This is a genomic window from Polymorphum gilvum SL003B-26A1, from assembly GCF_000192745.1.
Lineage (GTDB): Bacteria > Pseudomonadota > Alphaproteobacteria > Rhizobiales > Stappiaceae > Polymorphum > Polymorphum gilvum.
The window spans coordinates 1229612-1252561 of sequence record NC_015259.1; the positions used below are offsets into that span (position 1 = coordinate 1229612).

21 protein-coding genes are annotated in these 22950 nt (G+C 65.2%); 13 read left to right on the forward strand and 8 right to left on the reverse strand.

Going from position 1 to position 22950, the window contains the following annotated elements; all coding sequences use genetic code 11:
• Nucleotides 1–369 precede the first annotated feature (369 nt).
• From fliF to flhA, 6 genes are all read left to right on the forward strand, one after another.
• Nucleotides 370–1932, forward strand: coding sequence for a flagellar basal-body MS-ring/collar protein FliF (gene fliF, locus SL003B_RS05785; protein WP_049792552.1), 1563 nt, complete (start codon nt 370–372; stop codon nt 1930–1932).
• A gap of 3 nt (nt 1933–1935) precedes the next feature.
• Entirely contained in the window at nt 1936–2982 is a 1047-nt protein-coding gene (fliG, locus tag SL003B_RS05790; protein WP_013651890.1) for a flagellar motor switch protein FliG, read from the forward strand.
• Between the two features lie 14 nt (nt 2983–2996).
• The gene (locus tag SL003B_RS05795) at nt 2997–3713 is read left to right on the forward strand and encodes a FliH/SctL family protein (protein WP_242390332.1); all 717 of its coding nucleotides are present in this window, start codon (nt 2997–2999) and stop codon (nt 3711–3713) included.
• On the forward strand, nt 3710–4048 hold the full coding sequence (gene fliN, locus SL003B_RS05800; protein WP_013651892.1) for a flagellar motor switch protein FliN: 339 nt from the start codon (nt 3710–3712) through the stop codon (nt 4046–4048). Before SL003B_RS05795 ends, fliN begins: the two co-directional genes overlap by 4 nt.
• Nucleotides 4049–4070: 22 nt before the next feature.
• On the forward strand, nt 4071–5429 hold the full coding sequence (gene flbD / locus SL003B_RS05805; RefSeq protein WP_013651893.1) for a sigma-54-dependent transcriptional regulator FlbD: 1359 nt from the start codon (nt 4071–4073) through the stop codon (nt 5427–5429).
• Nucleotides 5430–5606: 177 nt separating this feature from the next.
• Nucleotides 5607–7622 (forward strand): flagellar biosynthesis protein FlhA, encoded by a 2016-nt coding sequence (gene flhA, locus SL003B_RS05810; RefSeq protein WP_479687518.1) that lies wholly within the window; start codon nt 5607–5609, stop codon nt 7620–7622.
• Nucleotides 7623–7638: 16 nt separating this feature from the next.
• Here the strand turns inward: flhA and SL003B_RS05815 are convergent, their stop codons facing one another.
• Nucleotides 7639–7833, reverse strand: a complete 195-nt coding sequence (locus SL003B_RS05815; protein ID WP_148259256.1) for a hypothetical protein — start codon at nt 7831–7833, stop codon at nt 7639–7641.
• A gap of 180 nt (nt 7834–8013) precedes the next feature.
• On the opposite strand from SL003B_RS05815, the gene SL003B_RS05820 reads away from it, so the two are divergent.
• Nucleotides 8014–8622: a GNAT family N-acetyltransferase gene (locus SL003B_RS05820; RefSeq protein WP_013651896.1), complete on the forward strand. Its 609-nt coding sequence runs from the start codon at nt 8014–8016 to the stop codon at nt 8620–8622.
• 10 nt (nt 8623–8632) lie between these two features.
• Here SL003B_RS05820 and mtnA read toward each other — a convergent pair whose 3' ends face one another.
• The gene (mtnA, locus tag SL003B_RS05825) at nt 8633–9736 is read right to left on the reverse strand and encodes an S-methyl-5-thioribose-1-phosphate isomerase (RefSeq protein WP_013651897.1); all 1104 of its coding nucleotides are present in this window, start codon (nt 9734–9736) and stop codon (nt 8633–8635) included.
• 279 nt (nt 9737–10015) lie between these two features.
• Between mtnA and SL003B_RS05830 the strand changes: the two genes are divergently transcribed.
• Complete coding sequence (locus SL003B_RS05830) at nt 10016–10603, forward strand: hypothetical protein (protein WP_041375398.1); 588 nt, start codon at nt 10016–10018, stop codon at nt 10601–10603.
• A 4-nt stretch (nt 10604–10607) separates the two neighbouring features.
• Here the strand turns inward: SL003B_RS05830 and SL003B_RS05835 are convergent, their stop codons facing one another.
• The gene (locus SL003B_RS05835) at nt 10608–11534 is read right to left on the reverse strand and encodes a metallophosphoesterase family protein (protein ID WP_013651899.1); all 927 of its coding nucleotides are present in this window, start codon (nt 11532–11534) and stop codon (nt 10608–10610) included.
• A 399-nt stretch (nt 11535–11933) separates the two neighbouring features.
• On the opposite strand from SL003B_RS05835, the gene SL003B_RS05840 reads away from it, so the two are divergent.
• Nucleotides 11934–12416, forward strand: a complete 483-nt coding sequence (locus SL003B_RS05840; RefSeq protein WP_148259257.1) for an NUDIX domain-containing protein — start codon at nt 11934–11936, stop codon at nt 12414–12416.
• A 16-nt stretch (nt 12417–12432) separates the two neighbouring features.
• Here SL003B_RS05840 and SL003B_RS05845 read toward each other — a convergent pair whose 3' ends face one another.
• Nucleotides 12433–13401, reverse strand: a complete 969-nt coding sequence (locus SL003B_RS05845; protein WP_013651901.1) for a glutathione S-transferase family protein — start codon at nt 13399–13401, stop codon at nt 12433–12435.
• A 366-nt stretch (nt 13402–13767) separates the two neighbouring features.
• On the opposite strand from SL003B_RS05845, the gene SL003B_RS05850 reads away from it, so the two are divergent.
• Nucleotides 13768–14262 (forward strand): GNAT family N-acetyltransferase, encoded by a 495-nt coding sequence (locus SL003B_RS05850; RefSeq protein WP_041375399.1) that lies wholly within the window; start codon nt 13768–13770, stop codon nt 14260–14262.
• 10 nt (nt 14263–14272) lie between these two features.
• On the opposite strand, the gene SL003B_RS05855 is transcribed toward SL003B_RS05850, so the two are convergent.
• The 4 genes from SL003B_RS05855 to SL003B_RS05870 are packed head-to-tail and all read right to left on the reverse strand — an operon-like array spanning nt 14273 to nt 21129.
• Nucleotides 14273–16348, reverse strand: a complete 2076-nt coding sequence (locus tag SL003B_RS05855) for a membrane protein (RefSeq protein ID WP_013651903.1) — start codon at nt 16346–16348, stop codon at nt 14273–14275.
• 13 nt (nt 16349–16361) lie between these two features.
• Nucleotides 16362–19175 (reverse strand): DUF4159 domain-containing protein, encoded by a 2814-nt coding sequence (locus SL003B_RS05860; RefSeq protein ID WP_013651904.1) that lies wholly within the window; start codon nt 19173–19175, stop codon nt 16362–16364.
• A 2-nt stretch (nt 19176–19177) separates the two neighbouring features.
• Nucleotides 19178–20101: a DUF58 domain-containing protein gene (locus SL003B_RS05865; RefSeq protein WP_013651905.1), complete on the reverse strand. Its 924-nt coding sequence runs from the start codon at nt 20099–20101 to the stop codon at nt 19178–19180.
• Between the two features lie 14 nt (nt 20102–20115).
• On the reverse strand, nt 20116–21129 hold the full coding sequence (locus SL003B_RS05870) for an AAA family ATPase (protein ID WP_049792553.1): 1014 nt from the start codon (nt 21127–21129) through the stop codon (nt 20116–20118).
• Between the two features lie 279 nt (nt 21130–21408).
• Here SL003B_RS05870 and SL003B_RS05875 point away from each other — a divergent pair, with 279 nt between their 5' ends.
• From SL003B_RS05875 to SL003B_RS05885, 3 genes are read left to right on the forward strand one after another with little or no spacing between them, the layout of a single operon-like run.
• Complete coding sequence (locus tag SL003B_RS05875; protein WP_013651907.1) at nt 21409–22032, forward strand: DUF1285 domain-containing protein; 624 nt, start codon at nt 21409–21411, stop codon at nt 22030–22032.
• Entirely contained in the window at nt 22029–22685 is a 657-nt protein-coding gene (locus tag SL003B_RS05880; protein ID WP_013651908.1) for a CoA pyrophosphatase, read from the forward strand. Before SL003B_RS05875 ends, SL003B_RS05880 begins: the two co-directional genes overlap by 4 nt.
• Nucleotides 22685–22945, forward strand: a complete 261-nt coding sequence (locus SL003B_RS05885; protein WP_013651909.1) for a DUF6111 family protein — start codon at nt 22685–22687, stop codon at nt 22943–22945. The genes SL003B_RS05880 and SL003B_RS05885 overlap by 1 nt, the downstream gene beginning before the upstream one ends.
• Nucleotides 22946–22950 lie beyond the last annotated feature (5 nt).

Genomic DNA, 22950 nt, shown 5'->3' on the forward strand with positions numbered 1-22950 from the left:
CCGCCAATCGGCGATGACGAAATCCGTCCAGCCCGGCCTCGTGCCGGGCTTTTTCGTTCCCCGCCTCAGCTCGCCCCGATTGGTTGCGTTGCCAAAGAGTTAACGCCGATCGGCAGTTTTTTGCCTTTTGCAACGCGGATTGATCAGGAAAAATGGCGGAAAACCGCCAAAACGCCGCAATGGCGCGAAACTCGTTAATAACTTGTTTACCTTCTGGCGGGCAAATTTTGCCTATCGGACTATGGCGCACTGCCCGGGAAGGGTAGGTGATTCCATCGGTCGGACTGTGGGCAAAGTGAGCGCGGGCGGATAGCCGTGAACGGATTGGTCGAATTCATCAGGACTTTGGGTCCAACGCGCGTGGCGGCAATGGGGGCCGTTGCTGCGATTCTGATCGGTGTGTTTGCGTTCATTATCTTCCGTGTGACTGCGCCGCAGATGACGCAGCTCTATTCGGACCTCACCCTCGAGGACTCCAGCGCGATCGTCAACCAGCTGGAATCGCTCGGTATTCCGTTCGAGCTCAAGCGCGACGGCGCGACCATCATGATCCCCAAGGAGCAGGTGGCGCGCGTCCGTATGCGGCTTGCTGAGGAAGGCCTGCCGACCGGCGGATCGATCGGCTACGAGATCTTCGACCGCAGCGACACGCTGGGTGCCACGAGTTTCGTCCAGAACATCAATCATCTGCGTGCGATGGAAGGCGAACTGGCACGAACCATCCGGTCTCTCGACCGGATCGTTTCGGCCCGGGTCCATCTCGTCATCCCCGAACGCCAGCTGTTCCAGCGCGATCGCCGTCCGCCGTCCGCGTCGATTGCGATCAAGACCCGCGGATCCCTTGGTCAGAACGAGATCCGGGCGATCCAGCACCTCGTCGCAGCCGCTGTCGACGGGCTCGGTCCGGAGCGGGTTTCGATTGTCGACGACACCGGTCGCTTGCTGGCGACCGGATCGGACGAGAGCGCGGAAGGCATCGTTGCATCGTCGCTTCAGGAGCGAACCTTCGAGATCGAGCAACGGCTGAAGAACCAGATCGAGGAAATCCTGAACAGCGTGGTCGGGCCCGGCAGGGCCCGGGTTCGCGTTGCTGCGGAAGTGGACTTCAACCGGATCACCGAGACATCGGAGAAGTTCGATCCGGAAGGACAGGTCGTGCGGTCGACACAGTCCAAGGAGGAATCGTCGACCAGCATCTCCCGCCAGGCCGGCGTCACGGTCGGCAACCAGATTCCGAACGCCGAAGCAGACGCCGGGGAGGGTGGCGATCGCGAAGGTTCGAATCTGGCCGAGGAGATCGTCAACTTCGAGATTTCCAAGTCGGTCAGGACGGAAGTTGTCGAGGCTGGGCGCATCAAGCGGCTGTCGGTCGCGGTCCTCGTCGATGGCGTCTATTCGCCCAACGAGAGCGGGGAGGTCCAATACGCGCCGCGCACTCAGGAGGTGCTCGACCGCATCGCCGTCCTGGTCCGATCGGCCGTCGGCTTCGACGCTGCCCGCGGCGACGTCGTCGAGGTGGTGAACCTGCGCTTCGCCCAGGCTCCCGAGCCGGATTTCGACAGCGCCTCCGCCGGCCTGTTCGAGTTCACGCGCGACGACGTCCTGCGCTTTGCCGAACTCGGCGTCCTGCTGCTGATCTCGCTGCTGCTGCTGCTGTTCGTGGTGCGGCCGCTGCTGCGCCGGATCGTGACGCCGGAGGAAAAGGCGCCGCAGGAACTCGTAATCGCGCCGGACGGCACGCTGGTCGCGGAAGTCGAGGTTCCGGCAGAGGCGAAGGAAGAGGACGACGAGGTCGTCATCGAGTGGCTGGAGGAAGCCAAGGCGCAGGGCGCACTGCAGGCGTCCTCGATCGCCAAGGTCGGCGCCATGATCGACGACTACCCCACGGAAGCGGTGACCATCGTACGCGGATGGCTGGAGGAGGCGGCGTAAGCCATGGCGCAGTCAATGCAGAAACAGCTGACCGTCAGCGAGGACGGCACCGAACGCGAACTGCGCGGCGCCGAACGGGCCGCGGTTCTGCTGCTCGCGCTCGGCGAGGAACATGGAAAGAAGATCTGGGCGCGTCTCGACGAGATCGAGGTCCGGCAGATCTCCGCGGCCATGGCCAAGCTCGGGCCGGTGACGCCGAACATGCTGCAGGACCTGTTCGCGGACTTCGTGCGCAAGCTCAGTTCGCGCGGCGCGCTGACCGGCAACGTCGACGTCACGGAACGCCTGCTCGCCTCGTTCCTGCCGCATGACAGGGTCTCCATCATCATGGAGGAGATCCGCGGGCCGGCCGGTCGCAACATGTGGGAGAAGCTTTCCAACGTCCAGGAGAACGTCCTCGCCAACTACCTCAAGAACGAATATCCGCAAACGGTCGCCGTGGTCCTGTCCAAGATCAACTCGGATCATGCCGCCCGGGTGCTGTCCATCCTGCCGGAGGATCTGGCGCTCGAGGTGGTCAGCCGCATGCTGCGGATGGAGGCGGTCCAGAAGGAGGTTCTGGAGAAGGTCGAACAGACGCTGCGCGTCGAGTTCATGTCGAACCTGACCAACACCAGCCGGCGCGACAGCCACGAGATGATGGCGGACATCTTCAACAATTTCGACCGCCAGACGGAAGCGCGGTTTCTGGCTGCCCTGGAGGAGGAAAACCGGGAGTCGGCCGAACGCATCAAGACGCTGATGTTCACCTTCGACGACCTGATGAAGCTGGATGCGGCGAGCTGCCAGACCCTGCTGCGCAATGTCGAGAAGGACCGCCTGGCGGTCGCGCTCAAGGGCTCGAACGAGGCGGTGCGCGAGTTCTTCTTCAGCAACATGTCGAGCCGGGCGGCGAAACTTCTGCAGGACGACATGGAAGCGCTCGGACCGGTGCGCCTGCGCGATGTCGACGATGCCCAGTCCGGCATGGTGGCGACTGCGAAGGACCTTGCCGCCAAGGGCGAAATCATGATCTCGAAGTCGAAGGGCGACGACGAGATCATCTACTGACGTGAAGTGGAGCTGTGGCCATTCGCATGGGACGCCTAACGACCCCGTCCAAATTTCTTTTCGACACCGACTTCAACGAGCCGGCGGCGCCGGTTGTCGAAGAACCGTCGGCGCCGGAAGTTCCCATGCTGGCGGTGGACGAACACGAAAGACTGCTGGAGGCAGCGCGCGCCGAAGCGTACGAGCGGGGTCGCAAGGCGGGTGTCGAAGAAGCCAGGTCCCTGCAAGAAACCCGGTTTGCTGAGGAGACGTCCAATCTGGTAGGGGCAGTGGAGCACCTGATCGGACAGTTGGGCGAGATCCGCGACCGGCAGGAAAAGGACGCCATTGCGTTCTCGTTCCTGGTGGCGCGGCGCTTGTGCGCACACCTGATCGCGCGCAATCCACTGGCAGAAACGGTCGCCTTGGTGTCGGAATGTCTGGGTCCCTTGAGACAGGCGCCGCATGTCGTCATCCGGGTCGCGGAACGCGATGTCGAGGCCTTGAAGGCGAAGACCGATCCGCTTGTCTATGAAAAGGGCTTCGAAGGCCGGCTGGTCATCCTCGGAGAGCCGGACATCGAGCGCGGCGATTGCCGCATCGAATGGGCGGACGGCGGCATCCTGCGCGACCGCAAAGCGGTCGAACGGCAGATCGACCAGGTCATCCGCAACTATTTTCAGGCCAAGGCCGGCGCCAGGGCGCGGCACGCGGTCGCAGAAGCCGTTGAAGCCAAGGATACTCAGGCATGAGCAACGAGATCGAGAACAGCATTCCGCTTGATGAACTGGAGAGTCCGGGGCGTCGGTCGGACGACGGCGAGGAAGGCGTGCACGTCCAGTCGGCGGCCGACCTGGAAGCGGTCTTCGACGTTCCCGTCCGCATCTCGGCGGTGCTCGGTCATTCCCGGATGCACGTCTCGGACCTGCTGAAACTTGCTGCCGGTACGGTCCTGGAACTGGACCGGAAAGTCGGCGAGGCGATCGATATCTACGTGAACGATCGTCTGGTGGCCCGCGGCGAAGTCGTCCTCGTGGAGGACAAGCTCGGGGTCACCATGACGGAAATCATCAAGACCGACCGCTGACCGCAGCGGGCAGGAGACAACGATGCGATTGCTGATTGTTGGAACGCTCGGCGGCCAGCTGACGGCAGCTTCGAAGATTGCCATGCAGCGCGGCGCCACCGTGACCCATGCGGACGATGCTGAAGCGGCCTTGAGGGTGCTGCGCTCCGGTCGCGGCGCGGACCTTCTGATGGTCGACGTCAAGCTGGATATCGCGGGGCTGCTCGACAAGCTGTCAGGCGAACGCATTCACGTTCCGGTCGTGGCCTGCGGCACCGAGACCGACGCCAAGGCCGCTGTGGCTGCCATTCGCGCCGGGGCGAAGGAATACATACCGCTGCCGCCGGATCCCGAGATGATCGCCGCTGTGCTGGCTGCCGTCTCGCAGGAACGCGGCGACCTCATCTATCGCGACGAGGCGATGGCGGTGGTCGTCAAGCTCGCCGAGCAGGTTGCGCCCTCGGACGCTTCGATCCTGATCACCGGCGAATCCGGCACGGGTAAGGAGGTGATCGCCAGGCACGTCCATCGCTGTTCGTCGCGCTCGGGCAAGCCCTTCATCTCGATCAACTGCGCTGCCATCCCCGAGCATCTGCTCGAATCGGAACTCTTCGGCCACGAAAAGGGCGCGTTCACGGGCGCTGTGGCGCGCCGTATCGGCAAGTTCGAGGAAGCCGACGGCGGCACGCTTCTGCTCGACGAAATCTCGGAAATGGATGTTCGACTGCAGGCGAAGTTGCTGCGCGCGATCCAGGAGCGCGTGATCGACAGGGTCGGCGGCGCCCGGCCCGTTCCGGTCGACATCCGCATTATCGCGACGTCCAACCGCGACCTGGCGGAGAGCGTGAGACAGGGCTCGTTCCGAGAGGACCTGTTGTTCCGCCTCAACGTGGTCAATCTGAAACTGCCGGCCCTTCGTCAGCGACCGGCGGACATTCTCGAACTGGCCGACTATTTCGCGCGTCACTATGCGCAGGCGAATGGCGTGCCGTCGCGCCCGATCAGCGCCGATGCGCGCAGGGCCCTGCTGACCAATCCGTGGCCCGGGAACGTCCGTGAGCTGGAAAACACCATCCACCGTGCCGTGTTGTTGGCGACCGGCGACGAGATTGGTGTCGATGCGATCAGAATGCCGGACGGAAGCCCGCTTTCCGTCGTGCAAGGGCCCGCCGAGCGGGCCGTGCAGGCCGCCGAGGCCGTGTCACGCTCGCTTGTCGGGCGAACGGTCGCGGACGTGGAGCGCGATCTCATCCTCGATACGCTGGATCACTGCCTGGGCAACAGGACCCATGCGGCAAAGATCCTGGGCATTTCCATCCGCACCCTGCGCAACAAGCTCAACCAGTACACCGACGAGGGCATCGCGGTACCGGGGCCGGGCGAAGTGCGTCCGGCGATCTGATGGGCGAGACAGACGAACTGAAGGTCGGCGATGAGTGACGCCTCGGCAGGAGAAGGCAAGGCTCTGAAGGAGACGTCCCAGGCAGGAGGGGCGCCGGGAGCCGTGAGCCGCGTCCCGTCTCTGGGGGAGGTGTGGACCACGCTGAACCGGGGCGACATCGGCCTGGCGCTCGCCGTGATGGTGATTCTTATCCTGCTCATCCTGCCGATGCCGGCGATGATGCTGGATCTGTTCCTCGCCATTTCGATCGTGTTCTCCGTGCTGGTCCTGATGACCGGGCTTTTCATCCAGCAGCCCCTCGAATTCTCGTCCTTTCCGACGGTCCTTCTGATCGCGACGATGCTTCGGCTGGCCCTCAACCTTGCCTCCACGAGGCTGATCCTCGCCAACGGCCACGAAGGCACCGGCGCTGCCGGCCAGGTGATCCAGTCGTTCGGCAATTTCGTCATGGGCGGCAATTTCGTGATCGGCGTGATCGTTTTTGCGATCCTGGTGATCGTCAACTTCATCGTCATCACGAAAGGCTCGGGTCGTATCGCGGAAGTGGCTGCCCGTTTCACCCTTGATGCCATGCCTGGCAAGCAGATGGCGATCGACGCGGATCTCTCAGCCGGACTGATCGACGAGACCGAGGCGCGCAGACGGCGCAAGACCCTGGAAGATGAATCGTCCTTCTTCGGCGCGATGGACGGTGCTTCCAAATTCGTTCGCGGCGACGCGATCGCGGGCTTGCTGATCACGTTCATCAACATCATCGGCGGCATCGTCATCGGTGTCGCGCAGATGGGCCTGAGCTTCTCGGATGCGGCCAATAACTACACCCTGCTGACGGTCGGCGACGGGCTCGTCTCGCAGATTCCGGCCCTGATCGTTTCGACGGCGGCGGGTCTCCTCGTGTCCAAGGCCGGTGTCCAGGGCGCCGCGGACAAGGCGCTTGCGGCGCAGTTCACCGGCTATCCGAAGGCGCTCGGCATGTCGTCCTTCGTCATGGTGATCCTGTCGTTCCTGCCCGGCATGCCGATGCTGCCGTTCCTCGCGCTGGCCGGCTTGTCCGGCTGGCTGGCGTTCAAGAGCAGCGATACCAAGAAACAAACAGCGATGAAAATTGCCGAAGCCAAGGCGATCGAGACCGCGCCCAAGCCTGCCCCGGAGCCGCCGATCACCGATGCGCTGAAAATGGACGAGCTTCGAATCGAACTCGGTTATGCCCTGCTGCCGCTGATCAACGGGCGCGATCCTGGCAGCAGCGACCAGCTGACCGATCAGATCAAGGCCCTGCGTCGTCAGATCGCCGGCGAGATGGGCGTGATCATGCCGCCGGTCCGCATCCTCGACAACATCCAGCTTGCCGCCAACGATTACGTCCTGAAGGTCAAGGAAGTGGATGCCGGCAAGGGGACACTTTACCCGAACCGGTTCATGGTGATGGATCCCTCGGGCGGCCAGGTGAAGTTGCCCGGCACCCATACGACGGAGCCGACCTTCGGTCTGCCAGCCACCTGGATCGAGGCGCAGTTCCGCGAGGACGCATCCTTGCGGGGCTACACGGTGGTCGATCCTGCCACGGTGCTGTCGACCCACCTGACGGAAACCATCAAGACCAACATCGCCGAACTCCTGACTTATGCCGACGTCCAGAAGCTGCTGAAGGAACTCAAGGGCGAGCAGGCGAAGCTCGTCGACGACCTCATTCCGTCCCAGATCACCGTGTCCGGCGTCCAAAGGGTGCTGCAGGCGCTGTTGTCCGAGCGCGTCTCGATCCGAGATCTGGGCACCATCCTGGAAGGGATCGCCGAGGCGGCCGGCTTCACGCGCAACACCAACAGCATCGCGGAACACGTTCGCGCCCGCCTGGCGCGCCAGCTCTGCGCTGCAAACCAGGCACCCGGTGGCTATCTGCCGCTCATCGCGCTCAGCCCGAAATGGGAACAGGCATTCCTGGAATCGATCATCGGCGAAGGCGACGACAGGCAGTTGGCCATGCAGCCATCCAAGTTGCAGGAATTCGTCGGGCTGGTGCGCGACAGTTTCGAGAAGGCGGCCCAGCAAGGCGAGGTGCCCGTGCTGCTGACATCGCCACAGTCCCGCCCGTTCGTGCGCTCGATCGTGGAACGCTTCCGCGCCCATACCACCGTCATGAGCCAGAGCGAGGTACACCCGCGCGCGAAGCTCAAGACCATCGGGTCGATCTGATAAAATGGATCGACGTTCAGACGAGGATGTTCAGCCGCGCCATCGCGGACGCGGTGCTCGAATAAGATCCCCTGATCGCATCGGCCGTCTTTTGTTGGCTCACGATCACGCCGGTCGTGAACACCGAATTGGACAATTCGTTGCGCAGGACCTGCGTTTTCTGGATAGCCCGCTTGCGTACGGTCGACCAAGCGTCGTTGTATTCCTTCAACGAAGGCCGCTCGTTGCGTTTCGCGTAGTTGTTTCCGACCGCTGCCATAGGTCCAAGGTGGCCAAATATGGTTAACGGAAGCTTAACGGGCGCTGAGGGTCGGCGTCGCTGCCCGCCGAACCAGAATCGAACCGGCCCTTGCAAGGGGCCAAGACTCCTGCGCCTTGGCCTGGAGATGGCATGACAATTCTCAATCTCGACGGCTATACCGACCTGCCGGACGGCAAGATCGCCGTCATCGTGACGTTCCTCGACATGGAGAGGCCTGCGGCGCTGCCGTCCTTGAGCGCGGCTGCGATCCTCGAGCGGTGGCACGCACCGGATCCGGAGGCCTACAGGGCGCTTTACCGGAGCGTCGGGGAGGACTGGCTCTGGTTTTCGAGGCTGCTCCTGTCGGACCGCGCCTTGGGCGATCTTCTCGGGGAACCGACCCGGCAGGTTCATGTGCCCCGGCTGAATGGCGCCGCCGTGGGCGTGCTCGAACTCGATTTCCAGGATGAGGAAAACGTCGAACTCGCCTTTTTCGGGCTTGTTCGCGACGCGATCGGCAAGGGGATCGGACGCTGGCTGATGGCCGAGGCGCTGCGCCTCGCCTGGTCCAGGCCCCAGACCCGACGCTTGTGGGTTCACACCTGCACCGGCGACAGTCCTGCGGCGCTCGGCTTCTACCGGTCGTTCGGCTTCCGGCCCTATCGCAGGGCGATCGAGGTGGTCGACGATCCGCGGCTTGCCGGGATCCTGCCCAAGGGTGCGGCCCCGCATGTTCCGGTGATCGAGCCGCGGGACTGAGTCTCGGCGCTCATGCGCCGGCGACGCGTTCGGGGAAAGCGGCCGCGAGCGCGGCCCTGGTCGGTTCGACGATGCCCCGTTCCGTGATCAGGCCGGTGACGAGGCGCGCCGGCGTGACGTCGAATGCCGGATTGGCGACGTTCGAGCCGGCGGCAACGATTTCCACCGTATGAACCTCCCCCGCGCCGGTGCGGCCGGTGATGTGGCTGACTTCCGAGCCCGACCGTTCCTCGATCGGGATGTCGACCAGGCCGTCGGAGATCGTGAAGTCGATGGTCGGCGAGGGCAGGGCGACATAGAACGGCACGCCGCAGTCCCTTGCGGCAAGGGCTTTCAGGTAGGTTCCGATCTTGTTGCAGACGTCGCCGTTGGCGGTGGTCCGGTCGGTGCCGACGATCACCACGTCGACCTCGCCATGCTGCATCAGGTGGCCGCCGGCGTTGTCGGCGATCACGGTGTGGGGGACCCCGTGATGGCCGAGCTCCCAGGCCGTCAGGAAGGCACCCTGGTTGCGCGGACGCGTTTCGTCGACCCAGACATGGACGGGAATGCCGCTGTCGTGGGCCATGTAGACGGGAGCCGTCGCGGTTCCCCAGTCGACCGTCGCAAGCCATCCGGCATTGCAGTGGGTCAGCACGTTGACCGGCGCGTTCGGGCCCTTAGTTTCCGCGATCCGGCGGATGATCTCAAGGCCGTGCATGCCGATCGCCATGTTGATGGCGACGTCTTCGTCGCAGATCCGGGCGGCAACCTGCCAGGCCTTTTCCGACCTCAGGTCCGGATGCAAGGGGAGAACGGCGCGGCGCATCACATCGAGCGCCCAGCGGAGGTTGACCGCGGTGGGGCGAGTCGCGAGCAGGGCCGCGCAGGCGTCATCCAGCGCCTGTTCCGACGGATCGGCATCCATGGCGAAACAGACGCCGTAGGCGGCCGTGGCGCCGATCAGCGGAGCGCCGCGGACCTGCATCGTCTTGATGGCGCGGGCGACATCCGCGACGGACCTGAGTTCGACGATCTCGAAGGCATGGGGAAAGCGCGTCTGGTCGATGATCTCGACGGTCCGTCCGGTCTTTGTCGGCCATATCGTCCTGTAGGATTTGCCATTGACCTTCATGCCGAGTGCTCCCTGGTCGGATCCCGTGCGTCCGCGCGGATCTGGCGGCGGCGTGTGCAGGTGTTCGATCAGGTTTCAAATAGCCCATGCGGGGCGCGGCCGCCAGCCGTCGACGGTTTGGCTGGTGTTGCGGGGGCATATGCCTTAAGAAATGTTAACCAAACGGACGAGTTTGCCGGTGGAAGAATGGTCCCTTGGGCCACCAGAGGTTTCCGGCCTCGGACCAAATTGGTAATAATTCATTCATGCTTTCGGACAACGTCAGGTTTAGGACTTCGGATGGCTGAGATGCAGGACAATGTGGTTCCGCACACGCGGGTTCGCACGCTTCGCGAAGCGATCCGCAAGGTTCGGCTCGGCGAGGTCGAACGTTCCGACGTCATCGTAGAGTTGCAGGAAACCGAACGCGCCCGACTGGAGCTTCTGGCCGAGGAACTGAAGGACGTCTTCAAGGAAGTGCCTGAAGACGACGACCAGTTCTCGTTCCAGATCCTCCCCGGTTCGACGCCGCGGCTGTGGATCGACGTCACCAGCCACATTGCCGTCGCCGGCGATCGCAGAACCTACCGCTTTCTGAAGGACACGCGGCTTGGGCGGGTGGTCATCCTCGAGACGGCCGAACTCGACGACATGGCCGATTGCGTGACCGAATACATCGCCGAGCGAATCCTCGAGCGGGAACGCGCGCTGGAGGGGGACTGGCTGAACACGCGGCTGCGGGCAGCCGTCGCACTGGAAGGCATCCCCAAGAGCAAAGTGGGCGACGCAAGCGCCTGGGGGCCGGTCCTGGTGGCGTTCCTGGTCGGCATCCTGGCTGGAATTGCCGGGCTTGTCGCCTACGCCTGGTTCGCCAACCCGCTGGCTTGAGACTTCAGCGAGGCACGGGGATTGCCAGCTCGCAATCGGCGATCGTTTCGATCGCCCTTCCGGGCGCCGTAAAGCCGCGTTCGGTCAAGTGGCAGGACCAGCCGCCGGAATCCCGGGGTGCTATGTCGAACAGGTTGTAGCGGGCGCCGGGCTTGCGGCCTCCCGGGGCATTGGTCGCCGACGGCACGCCGATGACCGGGATCGGGCCGTCCGGACCCTTGAGGGTCTCGCGGCTGTCGACATGGGTGTGTCCGTGCAGGACCAGTTCCGCGCCGGCCTTCCTGATCGCCGCGCGCACGCGGGACGCATCCTGCAGGCGCTTGTGCCACGCCGTCGCCTTGCGGAACGGCGGATGATGGATCATCACCACCCGAAACAGGCCCTCCGCGCCGAGCCGGGCCAGGGCTTCTTCCAGGCGCCTCGCCTGGGCGATGCCGATCTTTCCGGTCGCCAGCCAGGGGGCACTTGCCCGCGCCGTCGACACGCCGACGATGGCGATGCCGTCCCGCTTCCGAACGAACGGAAACTGCACCTGGTGACCATGCGGCTCAAGTGCTGGCCGGGCATCGCCGGTCATGTAGGGGCGCCACGCCTCCAGGGCGCTTTTCAGCGCGCCGGGGACATAGGCGTCGTGGTTGCCGGGAACGAGGGACAGGTCGTCAGGGGCGGACAGCGACTCGAGCCAGGCGCGCGCGGCCTCGATCTCGAGCGGCAGGGCGATGTTCACCAGATCGCCCGTGAGGGCGACGTGGTCAGGCGCGGCGGCCCTCATGTCGTCCAGCAGCCGGACGAGAAAGTCGCCGCTCATCGCGCGGGCGCGGTTCCGGCGCCAGTTGACGTAGCCGAGGATCCGCTTGGACAGCAGTTGGGACAGTCTCGGGTCCGGAAGCGGGCCGAGATGCGGATCGGAGAAATGGGCCAGTCTGAACATGTCGGCCGCATCTTCCGATCCATGACGTCGCCGTCAAGCGAAAACGGACCGTCGTCGTTGGGGATCCGCCGCCGGACGGGCCGGCCTCAGTTGTAGGAGAAGGTCGACAGGGCTGCCCGGATCCGCGGATTGCTGAGGTCGATCGCCGGCTTCCAATGGAAACGGCGCGTGCGGCGCAGGCTGGTGAAGAACGCGGTCAACATGGTATTGTCTCGTTTATTCCGGCGTCCTGCACAGGCTATGCACAGGATGGCGCCTCAATTTTGCACAGTGTGCGCGCAAAGTAGACATTTCCGGAAGGATGACCAGTGCCAGCAAGACGGGGCTGACCTGCGCGTTGCGCATAGGTCTGCCCCTGCAACGCCTTGTCGATCGCCGATGAATGCGCATATTGACGACATGCTGAGACTGCTCTCGATCCTGCCTCCGTCGTGGACCCGCTCGATCGTCCACGCCGCATCCCTGGCGCGAAATCCTCACACCTTGGGTGTGCGGGCGCTCGTGCAGGACAGGGAGGAGCGGATCCTTCTGGTCCGGCATCGCTACCTGCCCGGCTGGTATCTTCCGGGCGGGGGCGTGGATGTCGGTGAAACGATGGCAGAAGCGGTGCAGCGCGAACTGGCCGAGGAAACAGGCGTGCAAACCCTCAGTCCGCCGGAACTGGTTTCTGTCTATCACAACCGTGAGACCACACGCCGCGATCACGTCGCGCTGTTCCGGATCCCGACCTGGGAGCAGCACGATCCCCTGCCGATCCCGAATGCGGAGATCGCGGAAATCGGGTTCTTCCCGATCGCTTCGCCCCCGGCCGAGGCGACCGCGGCAACCGTTCGCCGCCTCGATGAATTGCGGGGACGCGCCGCCGTCAGTCCTCACTGGTAGGGATGCGGTTGCCGGTTCAGGCTGCCAGCCGCGCCCGATCATGGGGCTGCGAATAGTCGATGATCGGGCCTTGCGGGACGATGCCGGTCGGATTTATGGTTCGGTGAGAGCCGTAGTAGTGCCGCTTGACATGCTCCAGATCGACCGTGCCGGCCACTCCGGGCACCTGGTAGAGGTCGCGAACATAGCTCGACAACGCCGGATAGTCGGAAAGGCGTCTGAGATTGCACTTGAAATGCCCGACATAGACGGGATCGAAGCGGACCAGCGTCGTGAACAGGCGCCAGTCGGCCTCGGTGATGCGGTCGCCGACGAGATAACGCTGGTGGGACAGCCGTTCTTCCAATCGGTCGAGCGTTTCGAAAAGCGCTGAGACGGCCTCGTCATAGGCCGGCTGCCCGGTCGCGAAGCCGGCCTTGTAGACGCCATTGTTCACATTTTCATAAACGGTCTCGTTGATCTCGTCGATGTCCGGGCGCAGGGCGACCGGATAGTAGTCCTCCTTCGAGCCGGTGAGGTGATCGAAGGCCGAATTGAACATGCGGATGATTTCCGAGGATTCGTTGCTGACGATCGTTCCCGTCTTCTTGTCCCAGAGGATGGGAACGGTCGCGCGACCGCTGTAGCCTGGATCGGCGGCCGTGTAGATTTGCCAGACATGGCTGGCGCCGTTGACCGGTTCAGGGGTGGAGAAGGTCCAGCCGTTTTCCAGCATCAGGGGGTCGACGGCGGACACATCGATGGCGGTCTCGAGGCGCTTCAGCGTCCTGAAAATGAGTGTGCGGTGCGCCCAGGGGCAGGCAAGCGAAACGTAGAGGTGGTACCGGCCGCGTTCGGCCTTGAAGCCGCCGGTTCCGGTCGGTCCGGGAGAGCCGTCCGCCGTGATCCAGTTCCGGAATGACGAGTCCTGGCGGACGAATCGTCCGCCGGTCTTCTTTGTATCGTACCACGTGTCCTTCCAGACGCCGTCGACCAGCAGTCCCATGTCGCTCTCCTCTCTTGCTTACTCCTTATCTGGTCCGCAGACACCGCGACGCAACCGGTTGAATGCACCGTTCGTTCATGGTGAACGGTTTCGGAAAGCACTTGGTTGCCGTGCCGTGACAGTGATTTTTGTGGACCTGCGACCACGGCGCGTGGTATCGGCGTCGACGCTGCCGCTAAGGGCATGCGTGAGCGGATTGACGATCGTGTTCGGATGTTTTGACCAGCGACGACGACGGTGCCGACGGGACATTGCCCCGTCCGTGTTGTCGCGCCGTGGTTTCGCCATCTGACCCGCAACCCGTTCCGAGGTCAGGCCGAAGGCACAGGCGCCGATCCGTCGACGTCTGCCAGGAACCTGCTCGCCATGAAACCGATCAACTGGTTTGTCCGCCTCGAAGTGCCGGCCGATGATGCCGCCGTCGAAAATCTTCAATCCGTAGCCTTCGGTCCGGGCCGTTTTGCCCGCACCGCCTTCCGCATTCGCGAAGGCATTCCGCACGATCCGGCACTCAGTTTCGTCGGCCTTGCCGGAGACGAGGTCGTCGGGTCCGTGCGGTTGACGCCGATCCGCATCGGCGAAACGCCGGCCATGCTTCTCGGGCCGCTGACGGTTGCGCCAGAGTTCAAGAACCGCGGCCTCGGCAAGCTGCTGTTGCGGACCGCCCTCGACGCCGCCAGCCGGCAAGGTGAGACGGCGGTGCTTCTCGTCGGCGATCCGCCCTACTATGGGCCGCTGGGCTTCCTGCCGGTGTCGTTCGGGCGGATCACCCTTCCCGGTCCTGTCGATCCGGCGCGGCTGCTGATTGCGACGCTCAACGGCGCTGATGTCCCGAGCGGACCCGTGCGCGGCGGGCGTTGAGCGCCGGGCGTCACCGGCCTTCCCGGTACCAGACGAGGGAGAGTGCGCCGAGCAGCAGTGCCAGGCCGAAAAGCCCGATGAACAGCGGATAGCGGTCTATGCCTTTCAGGATGCTGGCCTCGGTGGTGCGCAGGCCGATCCAGCCGTTGCCGGAAAAGTCCGCGGCGCGCTTGAGAGGGACGATCCGCGGCACCGAGAGGTCGCCGCCGACGTCGCGCAGGCGCGTCGCGCTGCCGCCGGTGGCCGCGGTCACAGGCGCAAGGCGCTCGGTCGTCGAGAGCACGTCCGCGAACTCCCGCGGGTTCTGGGGACCGACGTGAATGAGCGTGGTGCGCGACCCATCGGTGACCGTGTAGAGGCCCAGTTCCGTCGTCGGCATGCTCGCCCGCCACAGGCCCGGCTCGCTTTCGGAGAAGGTCAGGCGAGTGTCGCGACCGCTCGGTGCGGTCACGGTCGCGTCGGTGACCTCTGCCTCGAGCGTTTGCCGTTCGACCACGAGCTCCGAGCCACGCATCGACAGACGCAGCGCTTCCTCCTCGAGATCGGGTTCCTTCATCAGCCAGTGGGCGAGGCGGCGCAGGAGCGGGACATGGGGACCGCCTCCTTCGAAGCCGCGCGCCCAAAGCCAGACATGATCGGACAGCAGCAATGCGACGCGGCCCTCCTCCTCACGGTTGAGGACGAGCAGCGGCGATTGGTCGGGCCCGGTCATGAGGACTTCGCCAGCGGTCACTTCGGCGTCCACGGCGCGGAACCAGCGGCTCCAGTCCGGCGGGTCCGACCGGCCGCCGGGCAGGCCCCTGGTAACGGGATGACGATCGCCGAGATCCGAGATCTGCGCATGGAAGGGACGTTCGATGACCCGGCCGGTCGGGCGGGCAGGCAGAATAGGGGCCAAGGGCGTGCGGTAGAGGCTGCCGCCTTCGGCATAGTCCGGCCCACCGGCGATCAATACCGCGCCGCCTTCGCGCACGTAGCGGGCTATGTTGTCGAAATAAAGCATCGGCAGCACGCCGCGGCGCTCGTAACGGTCGAAGATGATGAGGTCGAACTCGTCGATCTTGACCGAAAACAGCTCCCGGGTCGGAAAGGCGATCAGGGACAGTTCGCTGATCGGCGTGCCATCCTGCTTTTCCGGCGGGCGCAGGATGGTGAAGTGAACCAGATCGACCGACGCGTCCGACTTGAGCAGGTTCCGCCAGGTGCGTTCGCCGGCGTGCGGCGAGCCAGAAACCAGCAGGACCCGCAGGTTCTCCCGGATGCCGTCGATGGTGACGACCACGCGGTTGTTCACGGTGGTGAGTTCGCCGGCAAGCGATTCGGCCTCGAACTCGAAGATGTTGTTGCCGCCGTGGGCGATGTCGACCGGGATATCGATCGTCTGTCCGGGGGAGACGAACCGTTGGGAGACGGTTTCGCCATCGCGCCGGACGTCGATGCGGACCAGATCTGTTTCGCCCTGGGCCGCACCGCTGTCGGCGAGGCGGAGAGTAACGACCTGTTCGGATCCGACGAGGCCGAAGCGCGGTGCACGTTGAAGCGCCAGCCGGCGGTCGAACTCGTCCGCCGTCCCCGTCACTAGGGCGTGTACGGGTGCGTTGAACCCGAGAGCCGATGCGTTCGCCGGAACGTCGTGAACCTGGCCGTCGGTGATTAGGACCGCTCCGCCGATCCTGTCCGGGGAGACGTCCGACAGGCCGTCCGAAAGCGCGCCGAAGAGTGCGGTTCCGTCCGATCCGGTAGAACTCTGAGCTTCGATGACGCGCAGTTCAAATCCCGGCAGGGCGGCGATGCGTTCCTTCAAGGTTTCGGCTGCGGCTGCGGCGGTCGTCGTGCGGTCCGCCAGCGTTTGGCTCTGGCTCTTGTCGACGACCAGGGCAACGACGCTCGACAGGGGTTCGCGGTCTTCGCGCTCGACCGCAGGGTTCGCGAGCGCCAGAAGGACGAGCGCCATGGCGAGCGCGCGCAACAGCCAGCCGCGCATGCGCATGACCCCGCCGAGAGCCGACAGCACCAGGGCGACGGCTGCACCAGCCAGCAGAACGGCAAGCGGCACCAGGGGGGAAAAGGAGACGGACCAGATCATAGGGCGTCCTCCCTCATTGGCCGAGCCTTTCCAGGAGAGCCGGAACGTGGACCTGATCGGCCTTGTAGTTGCCGGTGAGGCTGTACATCACGATGTTCACGCCGGCCCGGAACGCGTAGTCGCGCTGCACCGGGTCGTTGGGCACCGTCGGATAGAGGTAGGCGCCGTTTGCGTCGACGGCCCATGCGGCGGCGAAGTCGTTCCCGGTGATCATGATCGGCGTCACGCCATCGCCGGCCCTGACGGGGCGTCCGCCCTGCCCGCCGAGCTCTTCGCTTGCCTCCACCCAAAGCGGACTGGTGTCGTACCGGCCGGGAAAGGTCTCTAGCAGATAGAAAGCCTTGGTCAGCACGTGGTCCGGCGGCACGGGTTCCAGCGGCGGCACATCGAGGCCTTCGAGGATCTCGCGCAGCTTGAGCGTCGCCGGTGTGCTGCCGAACCCGGTTGTCGTCGCGGTGATGTGATCGCGGGTGTCGAACAAGATGGTGCCGCCGTTGCGCATGAAGGCGTCGATGCGGGCCATGGACCGGGCGTCCGGCTTGGCGGCGGCCGGATCGATCGGCCAGTAGAGAAGCGAGAAGAAGGCCAGTTCGTCGACCGACAGGTCGACGCCGATCGGATCTCCGGGTTCGAGGGCGGTACGGTCGGCGAGGAAACGGCTCAGTCCCGAAAGGCCCGTCCTGCTTGCGTCGTCGATCTCCGGATTGCCGGTCAGCACGAACGCGAGGCGCGTTTCCAGCGTTGCCTCGAGAGCGCGCATGTCATCCGATGTTTCCTGGGCGCGGCTTTCGTTCGCCAGGAGCAAGGCTGACAGCGTGACGACCACACCTGCGGCGGCGGCGCGGCGAAGGCGCAGGCGGCTGACGAGACCGGCAAGCAGGATGATCGCCACCGCATCCGCGATCAGCAGCAGGAAAGCGAGCCCGAACAGGCCGGCTCGCAGGTCGACGGGCACGCTGGTCGCGTAGGGGCGCAGGTCCACATTGCCGGCCATCGTCTGCGGGCCGAGGGCTGCAAGCGTTGCATCGACGCGCAGCAGATTGAGGGCCCGGAAGCCGTCGTCGGATCCATACAGCCCCGGAGGCGACCTTCGACTGGCCAGGGTTTCCGAAAAGGCCTGCGCCGGGATTGGCGTCACGTCTGCGGGTGGCGGCCCGAAGCGGCCGTATCCGTCGAGCAGGCGAAGGGGTGGCAGCAGGTTCTGCTCCTCGACTCCGCCTTCGAGCAGCCCTCCGGTTTCGGCCTGTTGCGTTCCGGACAGGGCGACGATCCGGCGCAGCAGGTCCACGAACGTCCCCGACAGCGGCAGGTTCGACCATGTCGTGTCGGCGGTGACGTGGAAGAACACAACCATTCCCCGGCCCCGTCCGGCCGCGGTAACGAGCGGCGTTCCATCCGCGAGCGCCGCCCACGTCCGGTCAGTCAGGTCGGCCGTCGGTTCGGCGAGCACCTGCCTGTTGACAACGACGTCACCGGGGATCGGCTGCCCGGCAAACGGCGAGGTTGCCGAAAACGCCGCGAGGCGTTGCGGCTCTTCCCAGGACAGGCTGCCGCCGAGCGAGCGGTCGCCCGCGCGCAGGCCGACCGGCAACAGGTCATCGGTTCCCCCGGCCGTCCGCGGACCCGCGAAGCGGACCAGAAGGCCGCCGTCGCGGATCCATCGGTCGAGGTCCTGCGCAACCGGGTCGGGCAGCCGCCCGACGTCGGCCAGCATGACCACCGACACGCCCTCTTCCAGCAACTGCGGGACCGATAGCGACAGGTCCGGTTGCCTCGGGATGCGAAGGTCGGCGAACGGCGAAAGGGCCCTTTGAAGATAGTAGATCGGCGACAGCAGCGGCTGGGCGAGATCGGCCGCCGCGCCTGATATCAGGCCGACGGTCCTGCGGCGCCAGCTGTCATCCACGAGCTGCAAGGCGCCAGCGGCGGTCTCGCCGACGATTTCCACCCGCGCTATATCGTTTCTCAGTTCGGTCGGCAGGTCGAACGTCAGGTCGACGGTCTTGTCCGAGGGCCCAAATTCAGCCGTCCGCTCGCTGATCGTCAGGCCCTTGAGGTCGAGGGCGCGCGCGGTCACGGTGCGTGGGCCGTCCTCGTCGCCGCGGATCGCTGTGACGGTCAGGGCGTCGCCGGTGTTCGCGAGACCTTTGAGGCCCAGGGGCGTCTGAAGTCCCGTGAACACCGTCAGAGGCGTGTCGCCAAGCGTTTCGGCGAGATCCCTCTGGAAGGCGCCGCCCGAACCGTCCTGCAAACCGTCGGTCAGCCAGATCGCCATTGCCGGCGGTACTTCTCGCGCGGATTTGCGCAGGGCCAGGGTGAGGGCATTTCGTTCCCTGTCCCAGGGGCGGGGCTGCAGGGCGCGCAACCTTTCAAGGGCGATATCGGCCGCGACGGGGTCGAGCGGCTGACCGACACCGTCTGCGGTCGCGACCAGAGCGACGGGGTTTCCCTCGCTTGCCGCACGCGCAAGGATGCGCTCGGCCGCCGCCATCTGCACGTCCCATCCCTTCGCGGAGGTCCAGCCGTTGTCGACGAGCAGCCACAGCGGTCCCGGCCTCCACGCGGTTTCTTCCGTAGGTCGCCAGATCGGGCCGGCAAGGGCAAGAATGAGGATGGCGGCGAGCAGAAGCCTCAGAAGCGTCAGCCACCAGGGACTGCGCTGGGGCGTTTCCTCGCGCTTCTCGATGTCGAGGAGCAGACGCGTCGGCGGAAACGTGATCTCGCGCGGCCGCGGCGGGGTCAGGCGCAGCAGGAGCCAGATGACCGGAAGCAGCAGCAGGGCCGACAGGATCATCGGCGAGGCAAAGGCGAGCGGCAGGCCCAGCATGGCTATTCGCCTCCCCGCAGGAGGGCCGCCGGAGCGCCGGACAGTCGGCTGTGCAGGAGCAGCAGCGGTTCGGAGGCCGGCCGATCCGTGTGATGGAGGATGTAGGTCCAACCGGCGCGCGCGGCGATATCCTTGAGCCCGGCCTTCTGGGCCTCCAGACGGTCCTTGTAGGCCTCGCGCCAGCCTTCGGCCCGGCCTGTGGTCAAGCGGATGCCGTGTTCCGGGTCGCGGAACTCGACCCGGCCGTCGAACGGGAATGTTTCCTCGATCGGATCCAGAACCTGCACCAGATGTCCCCTTGCGCCGGTCCCGGCGACGCGGCCGACCCAGGCGGCGATCTGATCGATCGGATCCAGGAAGTCCGCAATGAGGACGACATCGGAAAAGCGTCGGACCGCCGAGGTGTCCGGCAAGGCGACCGGCCCGGCGAGATGGGTAAGGGCGTCGGCGATCCGTTCGGCGGCGTTGCGATCGGCGAAAGGACGGGTCAGACCGGGTAGACCGATCCGTTCTCCCGTGTTGGCCAGCATGTCGGCGACGGCCAGCAGCAGCACGAGGGCGCGGTCACGCTTGGTGACCTGAGCCAGACGGGAGCGGAACGCCATGGATGCCGTCAGGTCTGCCCACAGCCAGATGGTATGGGCGGCTTCCCATTCCCGCTCGCGCACGTACAGGTGATCGTCGCGGGCCGAGCGGCGCCAGTCGATCCGTTTCGCCGGTTCTCCCATGACGAAGGGCCGGAACTGCCAGAAGCTCTCGCCCGGACCTGATCGCCGCCGGCCGTGCCATCCGGACACGACGGAATTTCCGACCTGCCGGGCCTCGGCAAGCAGGTCCGGCAGTGCCTCCGCAACGGTGCGGGCCTGTCCCAGAATTCCTGGCCAGGTCTCCGTGTCGATGGTCGGGCCGGATTGTTCCGTTGCCATTTGCCTCTCTTGGTCTAACCGATCCGCGCCTTGACCCTGGCGATCACGTCACGGATCGAATGGCCGTCGGCCCGCGCTGAGAAGGTCAGGGCCATGCGGTGCTGCAGGACCGGCTCGGCAAGGGCCAGAACGTCGTCGATCGACGGGGACAACCGCCCTTCGACAAGGGCTCGCGCGCGCACGGTCAGCATCAGCGCCTGGCTCGCCCGGGGGCCGGGACCCCAGGCGATCAGGCGCGTGATGTCGTCGTCTCCGCCGCTCTCCGCCGGACGGGCGGAGCGGACCAGGCGGAGGATGGCCTCGACGACGGATTCTCCGACCGGCATGCGCCGGACCAGTTGCTGGAAGGCCTGCAACTCCTCGGGCTGGATGACGGTCCGGGGCTTTGCTTCCGATGCTCCGGTCGTCTCCAGCAGGATCCGCCGCTCGGCTTCCAGGTCCGGATAGTGAACGTCGATCTGCATCAGGAACCGGTCGAGTTGGGCTTCCGGCAGCGGATAGGTGCCTTCCTGCTCGAGCGGATTCTGCGTCGCCAGGACGTGGAACGGCCGCGGCAGGTCATGCGGGTGGCCGGCAACCGTGACGTGGTATTCCTGCATGGCCTGAAGCAGGGCCGACTGGGTGCGCGGGCTGGCGCGGTTGATCTCGTCGGCCATCAGCAGTTGGGAAAAGACCGGTCCGGGAATGAAACGGAACGCGCGGCTGCCGTCGGCGGCCTGCTCCATGACCTCTGCGCCGAGGATGTCGGAGGGCATGAGGTCGGGCGTGAACTGGATCCGACGTGCGTTGAGGCCGAGGACCGTGCCGAGCGTGTCGACCAGCTTCGTCTTGGCCAGGCCGGGAACGCCGACCAGCAGGCCGTGTCCCCCGGACAGGATGGTGACCAGCGTTCGCTCGACCACGTCTTCCTGGCCGAAGATGACGCGGGCGATGTCCGTACGGGCCTGATTGATCTTCTCGACGGCCGCTTCCGCGTCCTGGACGATCCGTGCCGGGTCTAGCTCGGGGCTGGGGCTCATTGCGCTCATGGTCGACCTTTGCTGTTTCAACCCTGGTTCCACGCCGGTATTCCAACAAGCGGTCCCGCCGGACGCGCTTCGCTGTCGGGACGGGTGTGCTGCGTCAGGTGCGATCCGCGAAGTTTGACACCATATCCCGTCGAAGTTTGACACCATATCCCGTCAGAGATAAGCCGCTATTTATCGCGATCGGAGCGCCTGCACCCCATACGGCCACCGTTCCCGGCTCGGATCACAGGCCGTCAGCGCGGCGGAATCATGGCAGGCCACCGGAACAGGACGCAGGCAATGTCGGAAAAGCCGCTCGACACCATCACGGACCTGTCGCCCGCCCTGGCGGCTCTGATCGCCCGCGCCGGCACGAACGGGCGGACCAAGCCTCCGGTCGACAGGTGGAATCCGCCCTTTTGCGGCGACCTGGACATGCGCATCGCCTCGGACGGCAGCTGGCACTACATGGGCTCAGAAATCAGGCGCGAGGCGCTCGTCCGCCTGTTCGCATCGGTCCTGCGTTGCGATGCGGACGGTCGTCACTATCTCGTGACCCCTGTGGAAAAGGTCGGCATCCGGGTGGACGACGCGCCATTCGTCGGCGTCGAACTCCATCGCGAGGGACGCGGCGACTTGCAGGTCCTGACGGTGCGCACCAATGTCGGCGACGTGGTTCGGATCGGGGGCGAGCATCCGCTGCGGTTTGACCGCGATCCTGAAAACGATGGCCTGAAACCCTATATCCTGGTTCGTGGCCGGCTCGAGGCACGGCTCAACCGGCCGTTGCTCTATGAACTGGCAGAGGATTTTGTCGACCATGATGTCGATGGCATAGTGCGGACAGGGGTCTGGAGCGGCGGCGTGTTTTTCCCGGTCGAGCCGTTGCCCCCGGACGACGAGAGGAACGGCAAGGATTCGTGACGATCATCGAAGACAACGCTTCAACCTGCGAGAGGGCGGCATTCTCCGTCGCGGATTTCCGCGAACGGGCATCCCGGCGCATTCCCGTGCATCCGCCCCGCGATACGGGTGACCATATTCTCAATCCCGACCTTGGGCCCTATGCGACATGGTCCGGACCACCGCGCGACGCTGCCGTTCTAATCCCTATCGTCGACCGGGGCGACCGGGCGACGGTCCTGTTGACGCTCCGGACGGACCACCTGCAGGCCCATGCCGGCCAGGTGGCGTTTCCGGGCGGCAAGATCGATCCGCAGGATGCCGGCCCGGAGGCCGCGGCGATCCGGGAAACCTTCGAGGAAGTCGGTATCGAGGCCTCGGCGGTGGAAACCGTCGGCCGGCTGTGTCCCTATCTCACCGGGTCCGGCTATCGGGTCGTGCCCGTCATCGGCATCCTGGATCCCGCGATCCGGCCTCGCCCGAATCCGAACGAGGTTGCCGACGTGTTCGAGGTTCCGCTCGATTTCCTGATGAATCCGGCCAATCACCTGCGCCAGAGCCGCGAATGGCAGGGGAAGCAGCGGTATTTCTATGCCATGCCGTTCCAGAACCGCTTCATCTGGGGCGTGACCGCAGGCATCGTCCGGTCGCTCTATGAGACGGTGTACGGCTGATGGTCCGCGTTATTTTCACCCACCTCGTCCTGTTCCTGCTGCCTTTCGCGTTCTACGCGCTCTGGCTCTGGGTGTCGAAAAAGGAGCAGACCTCCGAAAACTGGCGCAAGGGGCCGATTGCCTGGCTGGTCATCGTCGGCGCGGTGCTGGTCAGCATCAGCCTCGGCCTGATGGCCTCGTTCGACAAGTCGCCGGAAGGGCTGGAGTACAGGCCGGCCGAGATACGCGACGGCGTGTTCGTTCCCGGCCGGTTCGAATAGGCCGC

Bases quoted from the DNA above. Each gene is read 5' to 3' on its own strand.
- mtnA (WP_013651897.1), bottom strand. From the start codon at position 9,736: ATGAAGGTCAATGGCAAATCCTACAGGACGATATGGCCGACAAAGACC.
- SL003B_RS05850 (WP_041375399.1), top strand. From the start codon at position 13,768: ATGAAACCGATCAACTGGTTTGTCCGCCTCGAAGTGCCGGCCGATGAT.
- SL003B_RS05860 (WP_013651904.1), bottom strand. From the start codon at position 19,175: ATGCTGGGCCTGCCGCTCGCCTTTGCCTCGCCGATGATCCTGTCGGCC.
- SL003B_RS05875 (WP_013651907.1), top strand. From the start codon at position 21,409: ATGTCGGAAAAGCCGCTCGACACCATCACGGACCTGTCGCCCGCCCTG.
- SL003B_RS05820 (WP_013651896.1), top strand. From the start codon at position 8,014: ATGACAATTCTCAATCTCGACGGCTATACCGACCTGCCGGACGGCAAG.
- SL003B_RS05840 (WP_148259257.1), top strand. From the start codon at position 11,934: ATGCTGAGACTGCTCTCGATCCTGCCTCCGTCGTGGACCCGCTCGATC.
- SL003B_RS05885 (WP_013651909.1), top strand. From the start codon at position 22,685: ATGGTCCGCGTTATTTTCACCCACCTCGTCCTGTTCCTGCTGCCTTTC.
- SL003B_RS05865 (WP_013651905.1), bottom strand. From the start codon at position 20,101: ATGGCAACGGAACAATCCGGCCCGACCATCGACACGGAGACCTGGCCA.
- fliF (WP_049792552.1), top strand. From the start codon at position 370: ATGGGGGCCGTTGCTGCGATTCTGATCGGTGTGTTTGCGTTCATTATC.
- flhA (WP_479687518.1), top strand. From the start codon at position 5,607: ATGGTGATTCTTATCCTGCTCATCCTGCCGATGCCGGCGATGATGCTG.
- SL003B_RS05845 (WP_013651901.1), bottom strand. From the start codon at position 13,401: ATGGGACTGCTGGTCGACGGCGTCTGGAAGGACACGTGGTACGATACA.
- fliG (WP_013651890.1), top strand. From the start codon at position 1,936: ATGGCGCAGTCAATGCAGAAACAGCTGACCGTCAGCGAGGACGGCACC.
- SL003B_RS05835 (WP_013651899.1), bottom strand. From the start codon at position 11,534: ATGTTCAGACTGGCCCATTTCTCCGATCCGCATCTCGGCCCGCTTCCG.
- flbD (WP_013651893.1), top strand. From the start codon at position 4,071: ATGCGATTGCTGATTGTTGGAACGCTCGGCGGCCAGCTGACGGCAGCT.
- SL003B_RS05870 (WP_049792553.1), bottom strand. From the start codon at position 21,129: ATGAGCGCAATGAGCCCCAGCCCCGAGCTAGACCCGGCACGGATCGTC.
- SL003B_RS05830 (WP_041375398.1), top strand. From the start codon at position 10,016: ATGGCTGAGATGCAGGACAATGTGGTTCCGCACACGCGGGTTCGCACG.
- SL003B_RS05855 (WP_013651903.1), bottom strand. From the start codon at position 16,348: ATGATCTGGTCCGTCTCCTTTTCCCCCCTGGTGCCGCTTGCCGTTCTG.
- fliN (WP_013651892.1), top strand. From the start codon at position 3,710: ATGAGCAACGAGATCGAGAACAGCATTCCGCTTGATGAACTGGAGAGT.